Here is an 18,190-nt window from a genome sequence, read left to right as displayed (position 1 = left end):
CGGTTTCCGTCATAGCCGGAACTCCTCGCCGAGATACAGGCGCCGCACGTCCGGGCTGGACACGATGGCCTCCGGGTCGCCCTCCATCAGCACCGAGCCGGAATGGATGATGTAGGCGCGGTCGATGAGGCCCAGCGTCTCGCGCACATTGTGGTCGGTGATGAGCACGCCGATGCCGCGGGTGGTGAGGTGGCGCACCAGCGCCTGGATGTCGCCCACGGCGATGGGGTCGATGCCGGCGAAGGGCTCGTCCAGCAGCATGAAGGAGGGCTGGCTGGCCAGCGCGCGGGCGATTTCCAGCCGCCGCCGCTCGCCGCCCGACAGGGCGATGGAGGGCGACTTGCGCACGTGGGTGATGCGGAACTCCTCCAGCAGCGCCTCGGTTTCCTCGCGGCGGCGGGCGCGGTTCGGCTCGGTCACCTCCAGCACGCCCATGATGTTGTCTTCCACCGAGAGGCCCCGGAAGATGGAGGCCTCCTGCGGCAGGTAGCCCACCCCCAGCCGGGCGCGCCGGTACATGGGCATGGGGGTGATGTCGTGCCCATCGAGCTCGATGCGGCCGGCATCGGCCTTCACCAGCCCGGTCACCATGTAGAAGCAGGTGGTCTTGCCGGCGCCGTTGGGGCCGAGCAGCCCCACCGCCTCGCCACGGCGGACGTTGATGCTCACGTCGCGCACCACCTTGCGCCCGCCATAGGATTTGGCGAGGCCGAAGGCCGCCAGCGCGCCGGTGCTGTCGAGGGGGGAGAGGTCGCCGGGGCCGCCCTGCCGGTCGTCATAGGGGGCGGCGTCCTCCCAGTCTGCGAAATCGTCCCGCCGCGTGTCGTCAAGGGCGGGATCGTCATAGCTGGCGTCGTCATAGCCGGCGGGGTCGTCGCGACGGCTGCCCGAAGCCGTGGCTGCAGGTCCCGCGGCCGCGCCCTCGTCGGTCCAGGCGTCGTCGGCGGCTGCATCCGCCGCATCCCCGCGCCGGGCACCGCCGTGATTCTCCGGCGCCGCGACTTTGGACTTGTCCAGTTTGGACTTGCCGAACATGGAAAGGACGTTCAACGCGACCTCCGGACCCCGGCCCCAGAGTGAAGGGTTTAGAACGTCCGCGCTGGGGATGCAATGCACACATGCAAAATACGGGCCGGAACGCGTCCCGTGCGTCGTGTGACAGCGCGGTGAAACCGGGGTGCGGCAGGGATGCGCAGGCTGCGCCCGTCGCCCGCGGGGGCGGGGAAGCCCGGTCCAGCGCCCCTCAGGGGCGGGGAGGCTGGGCCGGTCGCGCGCCGTCGGGCCTGGGCGGGGCGGCATCGCGCAGGCTGCCCGGCACGATCAGGCTTTCCACCCGGCCGCCCTCGAACTTGGAGACGCCGCTGATCAGGTCCACCACCAGCCGCTGGCCGCGGATGACGTTGGGACCCTGGGTGAGCACCACCGGCTTTCCCACCAGGGTGACCGTGTTGGACTTCATCTCGAAGGTGCCGCTGTCGCCGGTGGCGGTCTGCTCCTTGGTCTTCACCACCACGCCGCCGGTGGCTTCCAGCTTGCGGATCTGGCCTTTCTCCACCGGCTGGTCGCCCCCCTGCGGCGCGCCGCCCACCGAGCCGTCATAGAAGACGAGGAGGTCCTTGGCGCGCAGGGTGGTGTCGCCCTGGGTCACCAGCACATTGCCGGAGAAGACCGCCACCTTGTCCTTGTCGCGCACCTCCAGCGAGTCGGCGTTGATGCGGACCGGCTGGTCGCGGTTGCGGGCGAAGCCCTGCAGGGCGTTGGGCACGTTGGAGGTCTGGGCGGTCGCCCCGGCGGCGGCCAGAAGCAGCGCGGCGACAAGCGCGCCGCCCGCCATGCGCCGGGCCGGGCGCGCGATGCCGGTACGGGTGCGTGTCCCGGTGCGTGTCCCGGTGCGTGTCATGGGGCGAGCACCGGGCGACGGGGCGGCAGTGGGGCGTAGGACAGGGGCGCCGGCTCCAGCGGGGCGGGCGCCGGCGCGGACGGGCGCGCCGCTTCCGCCACCGGCTTGGCAGCGGCGCCGGACCCGGCGGCCGTGTGGCCCATGGCGTGCGGGGCCGCCGCCGGCGCCGTCGCTCCGGGTGCGGCGGTGGGCGCCGCCTTGGGCGCGCCGGGAAGGTTCGAGGGTTTGAAGTCCAGTTGCACGTTGCCCTCGAACATGGCCCGCTTGCCGCGATCCGTGACGGAGAGCCTGTCCGCCACCAGCTTTCCGTCAAGATAGGTGAACACCACCGGATGAACGGTGGTGATGGTGCCGGACTTCACGTCGATCTCGGCATCCTGGAGGTGGCCGCCATAGCCGCCGTTCATGGCGATGTCCACGCCGTCGCCCAAAGTGACGAACTGCTTCTTGGTGTCGAAGCTGCCGATCTTCGCGTTGACCCGCGCCCAGCCCTTGTCCGCCAGCTCCAGGCGCGCTTCCACCTCGGAGAGGTCGATCACGTCGGGGCGGGTGATGTCCTGCGTGGCGGTCTTGGCCAGCACGCTGTAGCCGCGGTTGTCGTCGGTGAAGCCGGACAGCTTCGGCAGCTCCATGGTGAGGCGGGAGCCCGAAAGGGAGAGATGGCCGATGTCGAACGGCAATTCGATGGTGAGCTTGAGGCGCGAGAGGATCGATCCTGCGCCGATGGCCAGCACCGCCACCACGATGGACGCGGGCAGGAGGCGCTTGATCCAGCGCACACGCGCGCTGTGCCGGCGCGCGCTGCGGAAGTCCGGAGCGGGGCGCAGGGAGAAGGTCGCGGCCTCTCGCCGGTCTAGGTCGTGTGGCGGCACGTGTCGGTTCATGGCCCTGTTCCGGCGGCGGGCCGTGCCCGCGATCGCCTGTCTGCGGCCGCTGCCCCCGGGCGGCCCACGCGTCGCCCCACGCGTCGGGCCAAATTGTCCGAAATGCCGCCCGGGCGCAAGGGCTGGCCCGAATGCGGCATGAATGCAGGGTTTCCGGTGCCCGGCCTCAGCTGTGGGCGAAGATGTCCTCTTCCGCCCAGCCGGAAAGGTCGAGGGCGGCGCGGGCCGGCAGGAAGGCGAAGCACGCCGCGGCGAGGCCGGTGCGCCCCTCCCGCGCCAGCATCTCCTCCAGCTTGGCCTTCACGGCATGGAGGTGCAGCACGTCCGAGGCGGCATAGGCCAGCTGGGCGTCGGACAGGTCGTCCGATCCCCAATCGGAGCTCTGCTGCTGCTTGGAGATGTCCACGTTGATGGTCTCGCGCAAGAGGTCCTTCAGGCCGTGGCGATCGGTGTAGGTGCGCACCAGCCGCGACGCGATCTTGGTGCACCACACCGGCTGCGGCATCACATGAAAGGTGTGCTGGAGCACGGCGATGTCGAAGCGCCCGAAATGGAACAGCTTGGTCACGGCAGGGTCGGCCAGCAGGCGCGTGAGGTTCGGCGCGCTCGCGGCGTCGGCCCCCTTGGGGATCTGCACCAGGTCGGCGCTGCCGTCGCCGTTGGACAGCTGGACGAGGCAGAGCCGGTCACGGAACGGGTTCAGCCCCATGGTTTCCGTGTCGATGGCCACCACGGGGGCGGCCACGAAGTCCGGGGGCAGGTCGCCCCGGTGCAGGCGAATGGTCATCTTCTCGTCTTTATGCTTTGGATCATCTCGGCTTTTAGCGAAGCGGGGGCGGCGTGTCGATGGCCGGCGGTGCGGCCGGGAACGTGCGGATGCCGCGGCATCGTGCTAAAGGCCCCCCGTGTTCGCATCGCCGGGGGGGGGGAAGCATGAGGGGCAACATTCTTGTCGCAGGTCTTTTCGGCCTGCTTCTGGCCGCGGTTTCGCTGGGCCGGGCCGAAGCCCAGCCGGTGCCGCCCGGCAGCTACCTGCGCAGCTGCACCAATGTTGAAGTGCGGCAGGGAAGCAACCTCGTCGCCGCCTGCGCCACCCGCGCCGGCAATTATGTGCCCGCCCGCCTCAATGATTTTCCCACCTGCCGGGGGGACATCTCCAACCAGAACGGCCAGCTGTGGTGCGAGCGTCGCCCGGCGCCGCCGCCCCCGCCGCCGCCCGGCCCGGGTCCCGGCGGCTTCGGCCCGCCCGGCTCCTACCGCCAGAGCTGCAACCGCATCGAGTTCAACAACGGCGTGCTGAGCGCCTTCTGCCGCACCCGCCAGGGCGACATGCGGCCGTCCATGCTCAACACCATGCGCTGCCAGCCGGGGACCGACATCTCCAACCAGAATGGCGCGCTGTTCTGCCCGCCGCGCCAGAGCCTGGTGCCGCCGCCCGGCTCCTACCTGCAGAGCTGCCGCGACGTGACGCTGGGGGGTGCCGGAATGCTGCGGGCGCAATGCCGTGCCGTCAACGGGGCGTGGATGCCGGCGCAGCTCAACACCAATTTCTGCCAGCGCGGGCGCGACATCGCCAACATGAACGGCCGGCTGGTCTGCAACTGATGCCACGGGTCCCGGTCCCGGACCGGGACGCATCCTGAAAAAGGGGCGCTCCGGCGCCCCTTTTGCTGTCGGGTCTCTTGAACGGTCGTCGCTCAGCGCCGCAGGCGCGACACGTCGCGCACCGCGCCGCGGGCCGCCGAGGTGGTCAGCGCCGCATAGGCCTGCAGCGCCTGGGACACCACGCGCTTGCGGCTCTCCGGCTTCCAGGCGGCGTCGCCCTTCGCCTCCATGGCGGCGCGGCGCTGGCTGAGCACCTCGTCCGACACCGCCACGCGGATGATGCGGCCCGGGATGTCGATCTCGATGGTGTCGCCCTCTTCCACGAGGCCGATGGCGCCGCCTTCCGCCGCCTCGGGGGAGACGTGGCCGATGGACAGGCCCGAGGAGCCGCCGGAGAAGCGCCCGTCCGTCACCAGCGCGCAGGCCTTTCCGAGGCCTTTCGACTTCAAATAGGAGGTCGGGTACAGCATTTCCTGCATGCCCGGCCCGCCGCGCGGGCCTTCATAGCGGATCAGCACCACGTCGCCCGGCAGGATGCGCTGGGTGGAGAGAATGGCCTCCACCGCCGCGTCCTGGCTCTCGAAGATGCGCGCCTTGCCGGTGAAGGTGAGGATGGAGGCGTCCACGCCCGCCGTCTTCACGATGCAGCCGTCCAGGGCGATGTTGCCGTAGAGCACGGCCAAGCCGCCGTCCTTGGAATAGGCATGGGCCACGTCGCGGATGACGCCGGCCTCCCGGTCGAGGTCGAGGTCGTCCCAGCGGCGCGACTGGCTGAACGCCACCTGGGTCGGCACCCCGCCGGGGGCGGCGCGGAAGAAGGTGGCGACGCTCTCGCTCTTGGTGCGCTTCACGTCCCAGCGGTCCAGCGCCTCGGCCATGGTGGCGGCGTGGACGGTGGGCAGGTCGGTATGGATGAGGCCGCCGCGGCCCAGCTCGCCGAGGATGGCCATGATGCCGCCGGCGCGGTGCACGTCCTCCATGTGGATGTTGGCCACTGCGGGCGCCACCTTGCACAGCACCGGGACGCGCCGGGAAAGGCGGTCGATGTCGGCCATGCTGAAGGGGACCTCGCCTTCGTTGGCGGCGGCGAGCAGGTGGAGCACCGTGTTGGTGGAGCCGCCCATGGAGATGTCCAGCGTCATGGCGTTCTCGAACGCCTTGAAGGTGGCGATGCTTCGGGGCAGCACGCTGGCGTCGTCCTGCTCGTAATAGCGGCGGGCCAGATCGACGATGAGGTGGCCGGCCTCCACGAACAGCCGCTCGCGATCGGCATGGGTGGCGAGCACCGAGCCGTTGCCGGGCAAAGCCAGGCCCAGCGCCTCGGTGAGGCAGTTCATGGAATTGGCGGTGAACATGCCGGAGCAGGAGCCGCATGTGGGGCAGGCGGAGCGTTCCATCACCTGCACGTCGGCGTCGGAAACCTTGTCGTCGGCCGCCGCGATCATGGCGTCGATGAGGTCCACCTTCTTCTCGCCGGTGGAGAGCAGCACCTTGCCGGCCTCCATGGGGCCGCCGGAGACGAACACCGCCGGGATGTTGAGCCGCATGGCGGCCATCAGCATGCCGGGGGTGATCTTGTCGCAATTGGAGATGCAGACCATGGCGTCGGCGCAGTGCGCGTTGACCATATATTCCACGCTGTCGGCGATGATCTCGCGCGAGGGCAGGGAATAGAGCATGCCGTCATGGCCCATGGCGATGCCGTCATCCACCGCGATGGTGTTGAATTCCTTGGCGACGCCGCCGGCCTTCTCGATCTCGCGGGCCACCAGCTGGCCGAGGTCCTTCAGGTGCACGTGGCCGGGGACGAACTGGGTGAAGGAATTCACCACCGCGATGATGGGCTTGCCGAAATCGCCGTCCTTCATGCCTGTGGCGCGCCACAGGCCGCGGGCGCCGGCCATGTTGCGGCCGTGGGTGGACGTGCGGGAGCGGTACTGGGGCATGTCCTCTCTTGCCTCTTCTGCGGTGCGCCGCGCTTGGGTCTGGCGCCGAAAGCTGCCGGTCGTCTTAGAGCGCCGCGCCGGCCCGGGAAAGCCTTTTCGGGCAAAAGCCTATCACGGCTTCGGATGCCGCGGCGCACACAAGGACGGCACGAAGCTGCGACGCGGCGGCGGTTTTCCCGCCGGGCGGAAGTCGGCTATGTGGGCACCCGTGCCAGGCTTCGCCACCCCTGGTTTGCGGCGCGGCCGGGGCGCGCACCTTCCGATGACGGCCGCCCAGCCCGCCCGCATCCGGGCCTCGGCGACAGGCGAAGGGCGACGGGGGACAGGACATGGACGGGGAAACGTTCCGCCACTGGGCGCTTCAGGCGGCATCCTGGGCGGCGGACTACCGGGCCGGCCTGGGGGAACGGCCGGTGCGCGCTGCAACCCGGCCGGGTGAGATCCGGGCGATGCTGCCCCCCTCGCCGCCCGAGGCGGCCGAGGCCATGGAGGCCATCTTCGCCGATTTCGAGCGGGTGGTGATGCCGGGCATGACCCATTGGCAGCACCCGCGCTTCTTCGCCTATTTCCCGGCCAATGCCAGCCCGGCCAGCGTGATTGCCGAATTCCTCACCGCCGCCATGGGTGCCCAGTGCCTGCTCTGGCAGACCTCCCCGGCCGCCACGGAGCTGGAGACCGTGGCCATCGACTGGCTGCGCCAGGCGGTGGGCCTGCCGGAAGGCTGGCGCGGGGTGATCCAGGACTCGGCCTCCTCCGCGACCCTTGCCGCCTTCCTCACCATGCGCGAGCGGGCGCTGGGCTTCCGCGGCAATGGCGAGGGGCTCTGCGGGCATTCGCGGCTGCGGGTCTATGCTTCCGGGGAAGTGCATTCCTCCATCGACAAGGCGGCCTGGATCAGCGGCATCGGCGGGGAAAACGTGGTGCGCATCCCCACCCGCGGGCCGCGACGGGCCATGGATGCGGGCGCGCTGGAGGCCGCCATTGCCGCGGACCTTGCGGCCGGCTTCCTGCCGGCGGGGGTGGTGGCGTGCGTGGGCGGCACCAGCGTCGGGGCCATGGATGATGTGGCCGCGCTGGTGGGTGTTGCGCGGCGCCACGACCTGTTCGTGCATGTGGATGCAGCCTGGGCCGGCGGGGCCATGGTCTGCCCCGAGTTCCGCCCCCTCTGGGCGGGCGCGGAGGTGGCGGACAGCATCGTCCTCAACCCCCACAAATGGCTGGGGGCCCAGTTCGACTGCTCGGCCCATTTCATCCGCGACGTGGACCAGCACCTGCGCACCCTCTCCATCCAGCCGGAATATCTGCGCACCCACGGCCATGACGAGGTGACCAACTATTCCGAATGGTCGATCCAGACCGGGCGGCGCTTCCGCGCCTTGAAGCTGTGGTTCGTGCTGCGCGCCCACGGCATCGAAGGCCTGCGCGAGATGATCCGCAATCATGTGCGCTGGTCGCAGGACCTTGCCCGGCGGTTCGCGGCGGAGCCCGGCTTCTCCCTGGCCTGCGAGCCGGTGCTTTCCCTGTTCGCCTTCCGCCACGATCCCGGCGACGGGCGCGGCGGCGACGCGCACATGCTGGCCCTGCTGCAGGCGGTGAATGACGGCGGGAAGATCTACCTCACCCCCACGCGGGTGGACGGGCACCTCGCCATCCGCTTCCAGGCGGGGGCCATGGATACGACGCAGGCGGATGTGGACAGCGCCTTCGACGTGATCCGCGACGCCGCGCGCGCCCTCACGGGTCGCCCATAGGAGGAGCTGCGGTTCGCGTGGTTCGGCCGCGGCCGGTCGAGCCACAAGGCGCCGGGCCATGCGGTCGGGCGCAGCGTTTGCCGGGGCCGCCCTTCAGCTGTCCGCGTGCGGCGTGTCTGCGGCCTCGGGCGGGGCCTGCCAGCTGCGCAGGCGCCCGCGATCGGGGCCGGTTGTGGCGCGGGCGAGGCCGTAATGGGCGGCCAACCGGTCGAGGGCGAGGCAGAGCACCACCTTGGCGGTGCGCGCCGGCCATCCATGTTCGCGCTCCACCGTCTCCAGCCCCTTCAGGAAGCAGCACACATCCAGCAGCACGCCGGACAGCTCCGGCCCCACGGCGGTGAGGGCGCGGGAGACGCGCAGCTTGGCCGCGAGCACCATGTCGCTGAAGGTGTCCGGGCTGCCCCCGCTTGATACCTCCGACCAGCGGCTGGTGACGCGCGGGGTGAGCTGGGCGCGGGTGAAATCGGCGCGCAGGCGTTCGCCGGCGGCGAACTGGGTGGGGTCCACCAGCGCGCGGCCATCCTTGCCGGCGCGGCGGGCGAGCCAGGCGAGGGGACTTTCCGCCAGGTTGACCGCCGGCACCGGTTCCGGCGCGCGCGACGGCGGGGCAGGGCGGCGGCTCACGATTCCAGGCTCCAGGCCCAGCGCAGGCAGGATTCCATACGGGCCACATGGCGGTCGAAGGAGGCCTCGTCGCGCATGTCCTCGATGCGGCGGCAGGCATGGGCGACGGTGCTGCGATCGCGGTTGAAGGCCTGCGCCACATCGGCTTGCGGCAGGCCAAGGCCCACATGGGCCAGATACATGGCGAGCTGGCGCGCGCCGGAGATGGGCGCGGTGCAGCGGCCCGGCGAGAACAGCATGTCCACGTTCAGGCCCGCCGCGGCCGCCACCAGGGCGGTGACGATCCGGTAGGGCGGCTCGGCAAGCCCCTGCGGAAAGAGGCCGGCGGCCGTGGCGTGCTCCGGCCCCTGCGGCCGGCGGGGAAAGGGCTCCTGCGCAAGAGATAGGTCCGTCATAAAACCCCTCGTTGTAGGTAAAAATTCCTACACTCATCTTCTCGCGGTTCAAGGGGGCGTGAACAAATCCCGACGGAAAGATCGTGGGCGGGAAAAATAAATATATTGTTTATCAATAATTTAACGAGATCCCCGCGGATCGCATGTGCGCGGAGGGATAGGAAATTATCCTCGGGCGGTATCTGCGAAAGCATGCTGCCGGTCTCAGCGGAGGCCGGGTCATGGTTGCGTCAGGCTCAGGATTTGCGCCCGTGCGGGCATTTCGATGCGAGGAGGGGGAAGCCCAGGTGCAGCGGCAGATGCAACGGCTCGCCGTGTTCTGCAACGGGCCGGCCGGGCTGGCGCGGGCGCTGCGGGACGTGCGCAAGGCGGCCCGATCTGGCGGCGCCGGCTATGATCCGGTGCGGCACGCGGCCTTGCTGCGCCTGATGCGGCTGAAGGCCCGCGACGGCATTGCGGGCGGGGCGGCCTGATGCGGCTTCGCGCCCGCCGCGCGGGACGCCATCCCGGTACGCGTGGCGGAGGGGGCGTCGGTGCCCGTCCCCGCGGCCGGGGCCGCGGGGTATCGGGCGCGGCTCAGAGGCCTTCGAACAGCGCCGTGGAGAGATACCGCTCGGCGAAGGACGGCACGATGACGACAATGGTCTTGCCTACCATGTCGTCGCGCACGGCGATTTCCAGCGCCGCCGCCACGGCCGCGCCGGAGGAGATGCCGCCGGGAATGCCTTCATACCGCGCCAGGGCGCGGGCGGTGTCGAAGGCGGTCTGGTTGCCCACCGTGACCACCTCGTCGATGACGGAGCGGTCGAGCACCTCGGGCACGAAGCCCGCGCCGATGCCCTGGATCTTGTGCGGGCCGGGAGGGCCGCCGGACAGCACCGGGGAATCCTCCGGCTCCACCGCGACCATGCGCAGCGACGCCTTGCGGGGCTTCAGCACCTGGCCGATGCCGGTGATGGTGCCGCCGGTGCCCACGCCGGAGACCACGGCGTCCACCTTGCCGTCGGTATCGTTCCAGATCTCCTCCGCCGTGGTGCGCCGGTGGACATCGGGGTTCGCCTTGTTCTTGAACTGCTGCGGCATCACCGCCTTGGGCATCTCGGTGATGAGCTGCTCGGCCTTGGCCACGGCGCCCTTCATGCCGAGATTGGCGGGGGTGAGCACCAGCTCCGCCCCCAGCAGCGCCAGCATCTTGCGCCGCTCCACCGACATGCTCTCGGGCATGACGAGGATGAGGCGATAGCCGCGCGATGCCGCCACGAAGGCAAGGGCGATGCCCGTATTGCCGGAAGTGGGCTCCACCAGCACGGTGTCCGCGTCCAGCGCGCCGGCCGCCTCCATGGCGTCGATCATGGCGACGCCGATGCGGTCCTTCACGCTGGCGATGGGATTGAAGAATTCAAGCTTGGCCAGGATCTCGGCCTTCGCCCCGCGCAGCTCCGGCAGGCGCTTCAGGCGCACGAGCGGCGTGTTGCCGATGGTTTCCGTGATGGAATCATAGACACGCCCGCGGCCCGGGCGCGGCAGCGGGGCGGGCACGATCTTCGCGGCGGGTTCGGCCATGGGCGATCTCCTCTTCTTGTCGCGGGGCGGCGCTGCGCGCAACGCCCGTCAGATGGCGAAATCAATCCGTTCGTGATCCGAGCCGTGCCCCTTGTCGTCGGCGGCGCGGCACAGGTCTTCGAGCGTGACGGCATCAAGGGCGGTATCGAAGGTGTCCTCGGCGGCGGCGACGGCGGGCTGCACCACCTCGATGACGAGGGGCGGAAGGACGATCTCCTTCTCCTCCTCGGCACCTTCCACCACCCGCACGATCTCGGCGACCGACACGCGCCGGCGCTCGCGCGCAAGCTCGTAGCCGCCGCGCGGGCCGCGGACGCCCTTCAGCACCCCGGCATGGACCAGCGCCTGCAGGACCGGTTCGAGGCGGCGGGGCGGCAGGCCGTGGCGCGCAGCGAGCGCCTTGGCGGCGACAGGCGTTCCGCGGGCATGGACGGCGACATCCACGACGGCGGCGATGGCGAGGAGGCTCTTGTCGGATAAACGCGGCATCAGGATGGCTATATGTTCAATTATCCGATTCCGAGGCCTGTGGAGCCAAAACCACCGGAACCGCGTGCAGTTTCGCTCAAATCTCCGTCTTCTTCCAGCGTTATTTGGATCACCGGGGCGACCACGAGCTGGGCGACGCGCATGCCGCGGCTCACAGTGAAGGGTTCCGGGCCGTGGTTGACCAGCAGGACCGCCACTTCGCCGCGATAATCGCAGTCGATGGTCCCGGGGGCGTTGAGCACCGTCACGCCGAAATTGCGGGCAAGGCCGGACCGAGGCCGCACCTGCCCTTCAAAGCCTTCGGGCAACGCCAGCGCGAAGCCGGTGGGGATGGCCGCATGGCCGCCGGGCGGCAGCACGGCGGGGGCATCGCCGGGCAGGGCGCAGACCAGATCGAGCCCGGCGGCGCCGGCGGTCGCGTAAGTGGGCAGCGGCAGGCCGGCCGCGTGGGGCAGGCGCCGGATGCGTACGGGCAGGGCGTTCATCATGCAGTTTCCGTCAGTGCGGCGGCGATGCGCGCCACCAGGTGCCGCGCCACCTCGCCCTTGGCGGCGGAAGGCCAGTCCTCCACGCCCGCCGCCGAGACGAGATGCACGGTGTTCACGTCGCCGCCCATGATTCCGGTGGCGGGGGAGACATCATTGGCCACGATCCAGTCGCAGCCCTTCTTCTCCAGCTTGGCGCGGGCGTGGTCCACCACATGCTCCGTCTCCGCCGCAAAGCCCACCACCAGGCGCGGGCGCAGGGCGGGATGGCGGGCGACGGCGGCGAGGATGTCCGGGTTCTCCACCAGCTGGAGGAGCGGCACCCCGCCTTCCCCCTTCTTGATCTTCTGCTCGGAAGCGTCGGCGACGCGCCAGTCCGCCACCGCGGCGGCGAAGACGGCGGCGTCCACCGGCAGGTTTTCTTCTACCGCCGCCATCATCTCGCGGGCGCTCTCCACATGGATGACGGTGACGCCCTGCGGGTCCGGCACCTCCGCCGGGCCGGAGATAAGGACGACCTGCGCTCCCGCGGCGCGGGCGGCGGCGGCGATGGCGTGGCCCTGCTTTCCCGAGGAGCGGTTGGCGATGTAGCGCACCGGGTCGATGGGCTCGTGGGTGGGGCCGGAGGTGACGAGGATGCGGCGCCCTTTCAGGCTGCCGGCATCGGCCCCGGCGAAATGGGCCTCGATGGCGGCGAGGATCTGTGCCGGCTCGGCCATCCGGCCCTCGCCGAATTCGTCCCGCTCCGCCATGGCGCCGGCATTGGGGCCGATGGTGGCGATGCCGTCGGCCCGCAGTTGCGCCATGTTCCGGCGGGTGGCCGGGTGGGCCCACATGCGCGGGTTCATGGCCGGGGCCACCAGCACCGGCTTGTCGGTGGCGAGCAAGGCGGTGGTGGCGAGGTCGTCGGCCAGCCCGTGCGCCATCTTCGCCAGCAGGTCCGCGGTCGCGGGCGCCACCACGACGAGGTCCGCCTCCCGCGACAGGCGGATATGGCCGATGTCGTGCTCGGCGGTGAGGTCGAACAGGTCGGTAAACACGCGTTCCCCGGTGATGGCGCCCACCGAGAGGGGCGTGACGAACTTTTGCGCGGCCTGCGTCATCACCGCGCGGACCCCGATGCCGCGCTCCTTCAGCCGGCGCACCAGCTCAAGACACTTATAGGCGGCGATCCCGCCACCGATCAGCAGGAGGACGCGTTTGCCTGCGAGCATCGTTCGGCTCCTGCCCCGTTGTTGCAGCCTCCACGCGCACCGGCGGTGAAGGCTTCGTGGTCCCCATCCCGCCATATAGCCTGCGGCGTGCAGCCTTGCGAAGCCATGCCGCGGGCCGCTGCGCCGGCGCGTGCCGGGGCGACGGGTGGGGCAGCGGACGGGTGCGCCAGCGCACGTGCACGGCCCCGGACAGGCAATGCAGCATGACTTTCCTGTCCTCCGGCGGCAGGGCCATTGGCGCCGGTGCTGCACAATGCAAGATGCAACCTGAGCGGCAGATCAGGCAGCAGGCCACCGTCGGGCGCATCTTGTACTGTATTCTACAACCTATCGATCGATTGCAGCGTGTCTCGCGATGCTGGCGCTGAGCTCACGCTCCATCTAGAATTATCTTATGACAGATCCATCGCATCGGGGTGCGCATCCTGAGCTGAGGGCGGCGCAGGACGACCTGCAGCTGACGACGGTGGGCGGCGAGTTCGTCGATCGTGCCCGGGAGACATCGTTTCGCCGGAGCCGGATGGAGGAAAGCCGGCGGCACGCGCGCCTGCTGTTCGCCGCGTCGATCATCCTGAACGCCCTGTTCCTGCTCAGCGACTGGCGCTTCGCCGGCACGTCCCATTTCGTCGTCGCCGTCTCGGCCCGATTCGCGGTGGTCGCGGTGTCGCTGCTGTGCCTTGTGGCGGTCCAGCTGGCCAATACGGCGCGGCTGACGAATGTCATCTATGTGGTCTGGCAGTGGGGCACGGCGCTGGCGGTGGCGGTGCTGGTGAGCTCGGGGAGCGACCTTGCGCTCTTCGTGGTGCTGCTGTTGCCCACGGTCTACTATCTTGTGGTGCCGCTGCCCTTTCCCCTGCTGGCGGCGGGCGGGGTCGGCTGCAGCGTGCTGATGCTGGTCGGCTATCTCGACGCCTCGGCGAGCTGGCAGTTCGCGGTCGGGCTCGGCCTGGCGCTGTGCGTGCTGAATGCGACGCTGATCCTGGCGGTGGCGCGCGCCAACCGGATCGAGCGGCAATATTGGGCCGCAGTCCAGGCCGAGCGCTATGCCAACGATCGGCTTCGGGCGAGCGAGGACCTTCTGGAGAACACCTTCCAGGCAGTGCCGATGCCGCTGGTGGTGGTGGGGCTGGACGACGGGCGGCACATCAAGTCCAACGAGGCGGCGCGGCGTTTCTATGGCGGCAGCGGTCCGTTCGAGGCGCCCGGGGGGCTGTGCTCGGCCTGCCTCGGGCCGGATGCGGCCAGGGACCTCCTGCAGCGGCTGCGGGCCAGCGGGGCCGTGACCGATTTCGAAACCGCGGTGCGCCTCGCCGACGGCAGCGAGCGGCGCGTGTTGATCGCCGCCGCCGTGACCCCCGATACGCCCTCGCCGAGCCTCGTGGCCGCGGTGGTGGACGTGACCGAGCGGCTCGCCGCGGAGGAGCAGGCCCGCCACGCCGCCACCCATGACCCGCTGACCGGGCTGCCCAACCGCGCCGCCTTTCACGACAACCTGGCCGAGGCCCTGGCCGGCCGCCGCCCGGGCGAGGGCATCTGCGTGCTGCTGATCGACCTCGACGGGCTGAAAGATGTGAACGACAGCCTCGGCCATGACGCCGGAGACGCGGTGCTGATGGAGACCGCCCACCGGATCGACGCCCTGCTTGGCCAGCGCGGCCTTCTCGCCCGCCTGGGCGGCGACGAGTTCGTGGCGGTGGTGGAGGGGGCCGATGCGGTGGATGCGGGGCGGCGGCTCGCGCAGAACATCCTCGTGGATCTGCGGCGGCCGGTGCTGCATGCGGGCCGGCATTTCGCCACCCGCGCCAGCATCGGCCTCGCCGCCTGTCCCGACCACGACTGCTCCTACGGGGAGCTGATGAAGGACGCCGACCTCGCCCTCCATGCCGCCAAGCAGCAGGGCCGCAACCGCGTGGTGGTCTATACCCCGGCCATGCGCCAGGCGGTGGTGGAGCGGGTGGCGCTGCAGCGGTCCATGATGGCGGCCCTGGCCGAGGACGAGATCATTCCCTTCTACCAGCCGAAGGTGTCGCTGATCACCGGGCGCCTTGCCGGGCTGGAGGCGCTGGTCCGCTGGCGGCGCTCGCCCCACAGCGTGCTGTCCCCCTCCGCCTTCGAGGCGGCGCTTGCCGACCCGGAACTGGCGGTGCTGATCGGCGAGCGCATGGTTCGGCGGGTGGCCAGCGACGTGCGCGGCTGGATCGAGGCCGGCTACGACTGCGGCCGCGTGGCCATCAATCTCGCCTCGGCCCAATTCACCCGCCGCGATTTTGCCGCGACACTCCTGCGCCAGCTCCATGCCGCCGGGGTGGAGCCCGAGCATTTCGACGTGGAGATCACCGAGACCGTATTCCTGGGCCGCAGCTCCGATCATGTGGCGCCGATTCTCGACGAGCTGTACCGGGCGGGCGTGAGGGTGGCGCTGGACGATTTCGGCACCGGCTATGCCGGCCTCATCCACCTCAAGCAGCTTCCCATCGACACCATCAAGATCGACCAGAGCTTCGTGAAGGATATCGAGCGCGACGCGTTCGACACCGCCATCGTGTGCGCCGTCATCGAGCTTGGCCGCAACCTCGGCATGCGGGTGGTGGCCGAGGGCCTGGAGACGGCGGGGCAGGCCCGATTCCTGAAGGAAAAGGGGTGCGAGCTGGCGCAGGGCTTCCTGTTCTTCCGCCCGCTGGCCGCGGCCGAGATGGGGGATGTGCTGCGCGCCGAGGACCGTAAGGCGGCCGAGGCCCGGCTCGCTTTGTTCGCGCCGCTCTGAGCGCCATCCCCGTTCACGCGGCCGCTACCATCGCCCGGCAGATGGAGTTTTCATGTCGCACTGCGGAAAGTTGCGGCAGCAAAGGCGCCGACAATTTCGCAGCGCGAAATCTTTTTTCAATTTCATGACACAAAACGTCCTCTTCCAGACAAGCGCCTCTCCGAAGTGGGCGATTTCCCGGCGATTGCTGGCGTGGAAAGCGACATTCCCGACGCGCTGCACAAATGTGCGGCAAGTTTTGCCCGTAGCTTGGGCACGACATCAGAATGAAACTAAATCAAAGTGTCGCTAATCAGACAAAAACGGTGGGATGGAGTGCCGAGGGTGATGGAGACAACACGATGGTCCAGCAAGATGCGTTGCAAGTCGAGCAGGAACGTTCCCCCACCCATGTTCCGCTCGTTCCGCTGAGTGATGTCGCTCTCACCGGCATTTATGAAATCTCGAAGATTCTGACGGCGCCGAACCGGCTGGAAACAACGCTGTCGAGCGTAGTCAATCTTCTTTCGTCCTTCATGCAGATGCGCCATGGCGTCATCTCGCTTCTTGAAGACGACGGCATTCCCGACATCACCGTCGGCGTGGGCTGGCATGAGGGCACGGATGCGCGGTACCGCGCGCGCCTGCCGGACAAGGCCATCGGCCAGGTCATCGCCACCGCGGTGCCGCTCATCGCGGAGAATGTCGCCTCCCATCCCGCCTTCAGCGCGGTGGACGCTGCCGCCCTCGGCGCGACGGAGGAGACCCGCGTGTCCTTCATCGGCGTGCCGATCCGGGTGGCCTCCCGCGTCATCGGCACCCTCACCATCGACCGGGTGTGGGACGGGCGTTCCGTCTTCCGGCTGGATTCCGACGTGCGCTTCCTCACCATGGTGGCGAACCTCATCGGCCAGACCGTGCAGCTGCATCGCGTCGTCTCCCGAGATCGCGAACGGCTGATGGCCGAGAGCGGGCGTCTGCAGAAGGAATTGTCGGAGCTGAAGCCGAGCCGCGAGCGCAAGCGCGTGTTCGTGGACGGCATCATCGGCGACAGCCGCGAGATCCGTGCGCTGCTCGACAAGATCATGATCGTCGCCAAGTCCCAGTCGCCGGTCCTGCTGCGCGGCGAATCCGGCACGGGCAAGGAGCTGATCGCCAAGGCGATCCACGAGCTTTCGCCGCGGGCCAAGGGGCCGTTCATCAAGCTCAATTGCGCCGCGCTGCCGGAATCCGTGCTGGAATCCGAGCTGTTCGGCCACGAGAAGGGGGCCTTCACCGGCGCCGTGGGTGCCCGCAAGGGCCGCTTCGAGCTTGCCGACAAGGGCACCTTGTTCCTCGACGAGATCGGGGAGATTTCCCCCTCCTTCCAGGCCAAGCTGCTGCGCGTGCTGCAGGAGCAGGAATTCGAGCGGGTCGGCGGCAGCCACACGCTGAAGGTGAACGTGCGCGTGGTCGCCGCCACCAACCGCAACCTTGAGGAGGCGGTGGCCAAGAACGAGTTCCGCGCCGATCTCTATTACCGCATCAGCGTCATTCCCGTGCTCGTGCCCTCCCTGCGGGACCGGCGCGGCGACATTCCGCTGCTGGCCTCCGAATTCCTGGAGCGGTTCAACCGGGAGAACGGGCGCGACCTCGTGTTCGACCGCGAGGCCATGGACGTGCTGATGGGCTGCGGCTTCCCCGGCAATGTGCGCGAGCTGGAAAACTGCGTGCAGCGCACGGCGACCCTGGCGCAGAGCGGCACCATCGTGGGCGACGACTTCGCCTGCCGCCACAACGAGTGCCTCTCCGCCCTGCTGTGGCGCACCCCGGCGGAGATCGCCAGCCGGCGGCCGCTGGACATTCCCCTGCCTGTCATTCCCCAGCCGGTGCATCCGGTGGCGGTGGAGCCGGCCAATTCCAACCTCGTGCCCAAGGCGCCGTCGTCGCCGATGGTCTCGCCGGCGCGCCCCGGCATGAGCGAGGACGAACTCTCCGAGCGCGAGCGGCTGGTGGATGCCATGGAGCGCGCCGGCTGGGTGCAGGCGAAGGCCGCCCGGCTTCTGGGCCTCACCCCGCGCCAGATCGGCTACGCCCTGAAGAAGCACGACGTGGAGATCAAGCGCTTCTGATCGCGACAGGCGCGCTGTCGCACTTGCGACACGTTGTCGGGGGAGCGACAGCGCGCTGAATTCGAACCAAGAAAAATAATAATTCAAAGTCAATGGGTTGCCGGATGGCACGGTGCTTGAAAGGGCTACTTGCCTGCCATCATCTGCAAGCGTGCGGAGCTAGCCCATGGCCTACAAGATCATCACGTCCCAGTGCACCGTTTGCGGCGCCTGCGAGTTCGAATGCCCGAACGCCGCAATCAGCCTGAAGAACGACACCTACATCATCAATCCGAAGAAGTGCACCGAGTGCGAAGGCAGCTTCGACACCCCGCAGTGCGCGGTCGTGTGCCCGGTGGAGAATACCTGCGTCCCCGCCTGATGGCGCGACCTTGGTCGCCCGTGCCGTGAGCGCCCTGCATCGGCGCTCCGGCCGGGTGGCAAACCGCGGATCGCTCACCGGAGCGCTCTGCGCAGCGGGTGGCGGTGGCGCGAAGGCAC

17 protein-coding genes are annotated in these 18,190 nt (G+C 69.4%); 6 read left to right on the top strand and 11 right to left on the bottom strand.

All coding sequences use genetic code 11. The features are described 5' to 3' along the window. Positions 1 to 9 precede the first annotated feature (9 nt). From lptB to ACI7BZ_RS02305, 4 genes are all read right to left on the bottom strand, one after another. Positions 10 to 1,050 carry an LPS export ABC transporter ATP-binding protein gene (lptB, locus tag ACI7BZ_RS02320; RefSeq protein WP_414115591.1) on the bottom strand — a complete coding sequence of 347 codons (1,041 nt, stop codon included), beginning with the start codon at positions 1,048 to 1,050 and terminating at the stop codon, positions 10 to 12. Between the two features lie 193 nt (positions 1,051 to 1,243). Continuing rightward, positions 1,244 to 1,900 carry an LptA/OstA family protein gene (locus ACI7BZ_RS02315; protein WP_414115590.1) on the bottom strand — a complete coding sequence of 219 codons (657 nt, stop codon included), beginning with the start codon at positions 1,898 to 1,900 and terminating at the stop codon, positions 1,244 to 1,246. Continuing rightward, on the bottom strand, positions 1,897 to 2,784 hold the full coding sequence (locus ACI7BZ_RS02310; RefSeq protein ID WP_414115589.1) for a hypothetical protein: 888 nt from the start codon (positions 2,782 to 2,784) through the stop codon (positions 1,897 to 1,899). The genes ACI7BZ_RS02315 and ACI7BZ_RS02310 overlap by 4 nt, the downstream gene beginning before the upstream one ends. 166 nt (positions 2,785 to 2,950) lie before the next feature. After that, positions 2,951 to 3,571: a ribonuclease D gene (locus ACI7BZ_RS02305; RefSeq protein ID WP_414115588.1), complete on the bottom strand. Its 621-nt coding sequence runs from the start codon at positions 3,569 to 3,571 to the stop codon at positions 2,951 to 2,953. A 146-nt stretch (positions 3,572 to 3,717) separates the two neighbouring features. Here ACI7BZ_RS02305 and ACI7BZ_RS02300 point away from each other — a divergent pair, with 146 nt between their 5' ends. Beyond that, positions 3,718 to 4,389, top strand: coding sequence for a CVNH domain-containing protein (locus ACI7BZ_RS02300; RefSeq protein ID WP_414115587.1), 672 nt, complete (start codon positions 3,718 to 3,720; stop codon positions 4,387 to 4,389). A gap of 92 nt (positions 4,390 to 4,481) precedes the next feature. On the opposite strand, the gene ilvD is transcribed toward ACI7BZ_RS02300, so the two are convergent. Continuing rightward, positions 4,482 to 6,335 carry a dihydroxy-acid dehydratase gene (gene ilvD / locus ACI7BZ_RS02295; protein WP_414115586.1) on the bottom strand — a complete coding sequence of 618 codons (1,854 nt, stop codon included), beginning with the start codon at positions 6,333 to 6,335 and terminating at the stop codon, positions 4,482 to 4,484. 329 nt (positions 6,336 to 6,664) lie between these two features. Here ilvD and ACI7BZ_RS02290 point away from each other — a divergent pair, with 329 nt between their 5' ends. Continuing rightward, a complete protein-coding gene (locus tag ACI7BZ_RS02290) occupies positions 6,665 to 8,086 on the top strand; it encodes a pyridoxal phosphate-dependent decarboxylase family protein (RefSeq protein WP_414115585.1) in 1,422 nt (473 codons plus the stop codon). 93 nt (positions 8,087 to 8,179) lie between these two features. Here the strand turns inward: ACI7BZ_RS02290 and ACI7BZ_RS02285 are convergent, their stop codons facing one another. After that, positions 8,180 to 8,710, bottom strand: a complete 531-nt coding sequence (locus tag ACI7BZ_RS02285; protein WP_414115584.1) for a DUF6456 domain-containing protein — start codon at positions 8,708 to 8,710, stop codon at positions 8,180 to 8,182. Beyond that, complete coding sequence (locus ACI7BZ_RS02280; protein WP_414115583.1) at positions 8,707 to 9,105, bottom strand: helix-turn-helix domain-containing protein; 399 nt, start codon at positions 9,103 to 9,105, stop codon at positions 8,707 to 8,709. Before ACI7BZ_RS02280 ends, ACI7BZ_RS02285 begins: the two co-directional genes overlap by 4 nt. A 251-nt stretch (positions 9,106 to 9,356) precedes the next feature. Between ACI7BZ_RS02280 and ACI7BZ_RS02275 the strand changes: the two genes are divergently transcribed. Continuing rightward, positions 9,357 to 9,578: a hypothetical protein gene (locus ACI7BZ_RS02275; protein WP_414115582.1), complete on the top strand. Its 222-nt coding sequence runs from the start codon at positions 9,357 to 9,359 to the stop codon at positions 9,576 to 9,578. A 103-nt stretch (positions 9,579 to 9,681) separates the two neighbouring features. Here ACI7BZ_RS02275 and cysK read toward each other — a convergent pair whose 3' ends face one another. The 4 genes from cysK to coaBC are packed head-to-tail and all read right to left on the bottom strand — an operon-like array spanning position 9,682 to position 12,856. Continuing rightward, positions 9,682 to 10,668 (bottom strand): cysteine synthase A, encoded by a 987-nt coding sequence (gene cysK / locus ACI7BZ_RS02270; RefSeq protein WP_414115581.1) that lies wholly within the window; start codon positions 10,666 to 10,668, stop codon positions 9,682 to 9,684. A 48-nt stretch (positions 10,669 to 10,716) separates the two neighbouring features. Continuing rightward, on the bottom strand, positions 10,717 to 11,157 hold the full coding sequence (locus tag ACI7BZ_RS02265; protein WP_414115580.1) for an RrF2 family transcriptional regulator: 441 nt from the start codon (positions 11,155 to 11,157) through the stop codon (positions 10,717 to 10,719). A gap of 20 nt (positions 11,158 to 11,177) precedes the next feature. Beyond that, entirely contained in the window at positions 11,178 to 11,642 is a 465-nt protein-coding gene (dut, locus tag ACI7BZ_RS02260) for a dUTP diphosphatase (RefSeq protein ID WP_414119069.1), read from the bottom strand. Next, complete coding sequence (gene coaBC, locus ACI7BZ_RS02255) at positions 11,642 to 12,856, bottom strand: bifunctional phosphopantothenoylcysteine decarboxylase/phosphopantothenate--cysteine ligase CoaBC (RefSeq protein ID WP_414115579.1); 1,215 nt, start codon at positions 12,854 to 12,856, stop codon at positions 11,642 to 11,644. The genes dut and coaBC overlap by 1 nt, the downstream gene beginning before the upstream one ends. A 394-nt stretch (positions 12,857 to 13,250) precedes the next feature. On the opposite strand from coaBC, the gene ACI7BZ_RS02250 reads away from it, so the two are divergent. From ACI7BZ_RS02250 to ACI7BZ_RS02240, 3 genes are all read left to right on the top strand, one after another. After that, positions 13,251 to 15,620 (top strand): putative bifunctional diguanylate cyclase/phosphodiesterase, encoded by a 2,370-nt coding sequence (locus tag ACI7BZ_RS02250; RefSeq protein WP_414115578.1) that lies wholly within the window; start codon positions 13,251 to 13,253, stop codon positions 15,618 to 15,620. Between the two features lie 341 nt (positions 15,621 to 15,961). Further along, positions 15,962 to 17,710: a nif-specific transcriptional activator NifA gene (gene nifA, locus ACI7BZ_RS02245; protein WP_414115577.1), complete on the top strand. Its 1,749-nt coding sequence runs from the start codon at positions 15,962 to 15,964 to the stop codon at positions 17,708 to 17,710. 166 nt (positions 17,711 to 17,876) lie between these two features. After that, the gene (locus ACI7BZ_RS02240; protein ID WP_414115576.1) at positions 17,877 to 18,071 is read left to right on the top strand and encodes a 4Fe-4S binding protein; all 195 of its coding nucleotides are present in this window, start codon (positions 17,877 to 17,879) and stop codon (positions 18,069 to 18,071) included. Positions 18,072 to 18,190: the final 119 nt, after the last annotated feature.

The organism is Xanthobacter sp. AM11 (assembly GCF_047444035.1).
GTDB lineage: Bacteria > Pseudomonadota > Alphaproteobacteria > Rhizobiales > Xanthobacteraceae > Xanthobacter.
Note: the sequence above shows the minus strand (reverse complement) of the source record. Positions and strands in the feature narration are given on the sequence as shown.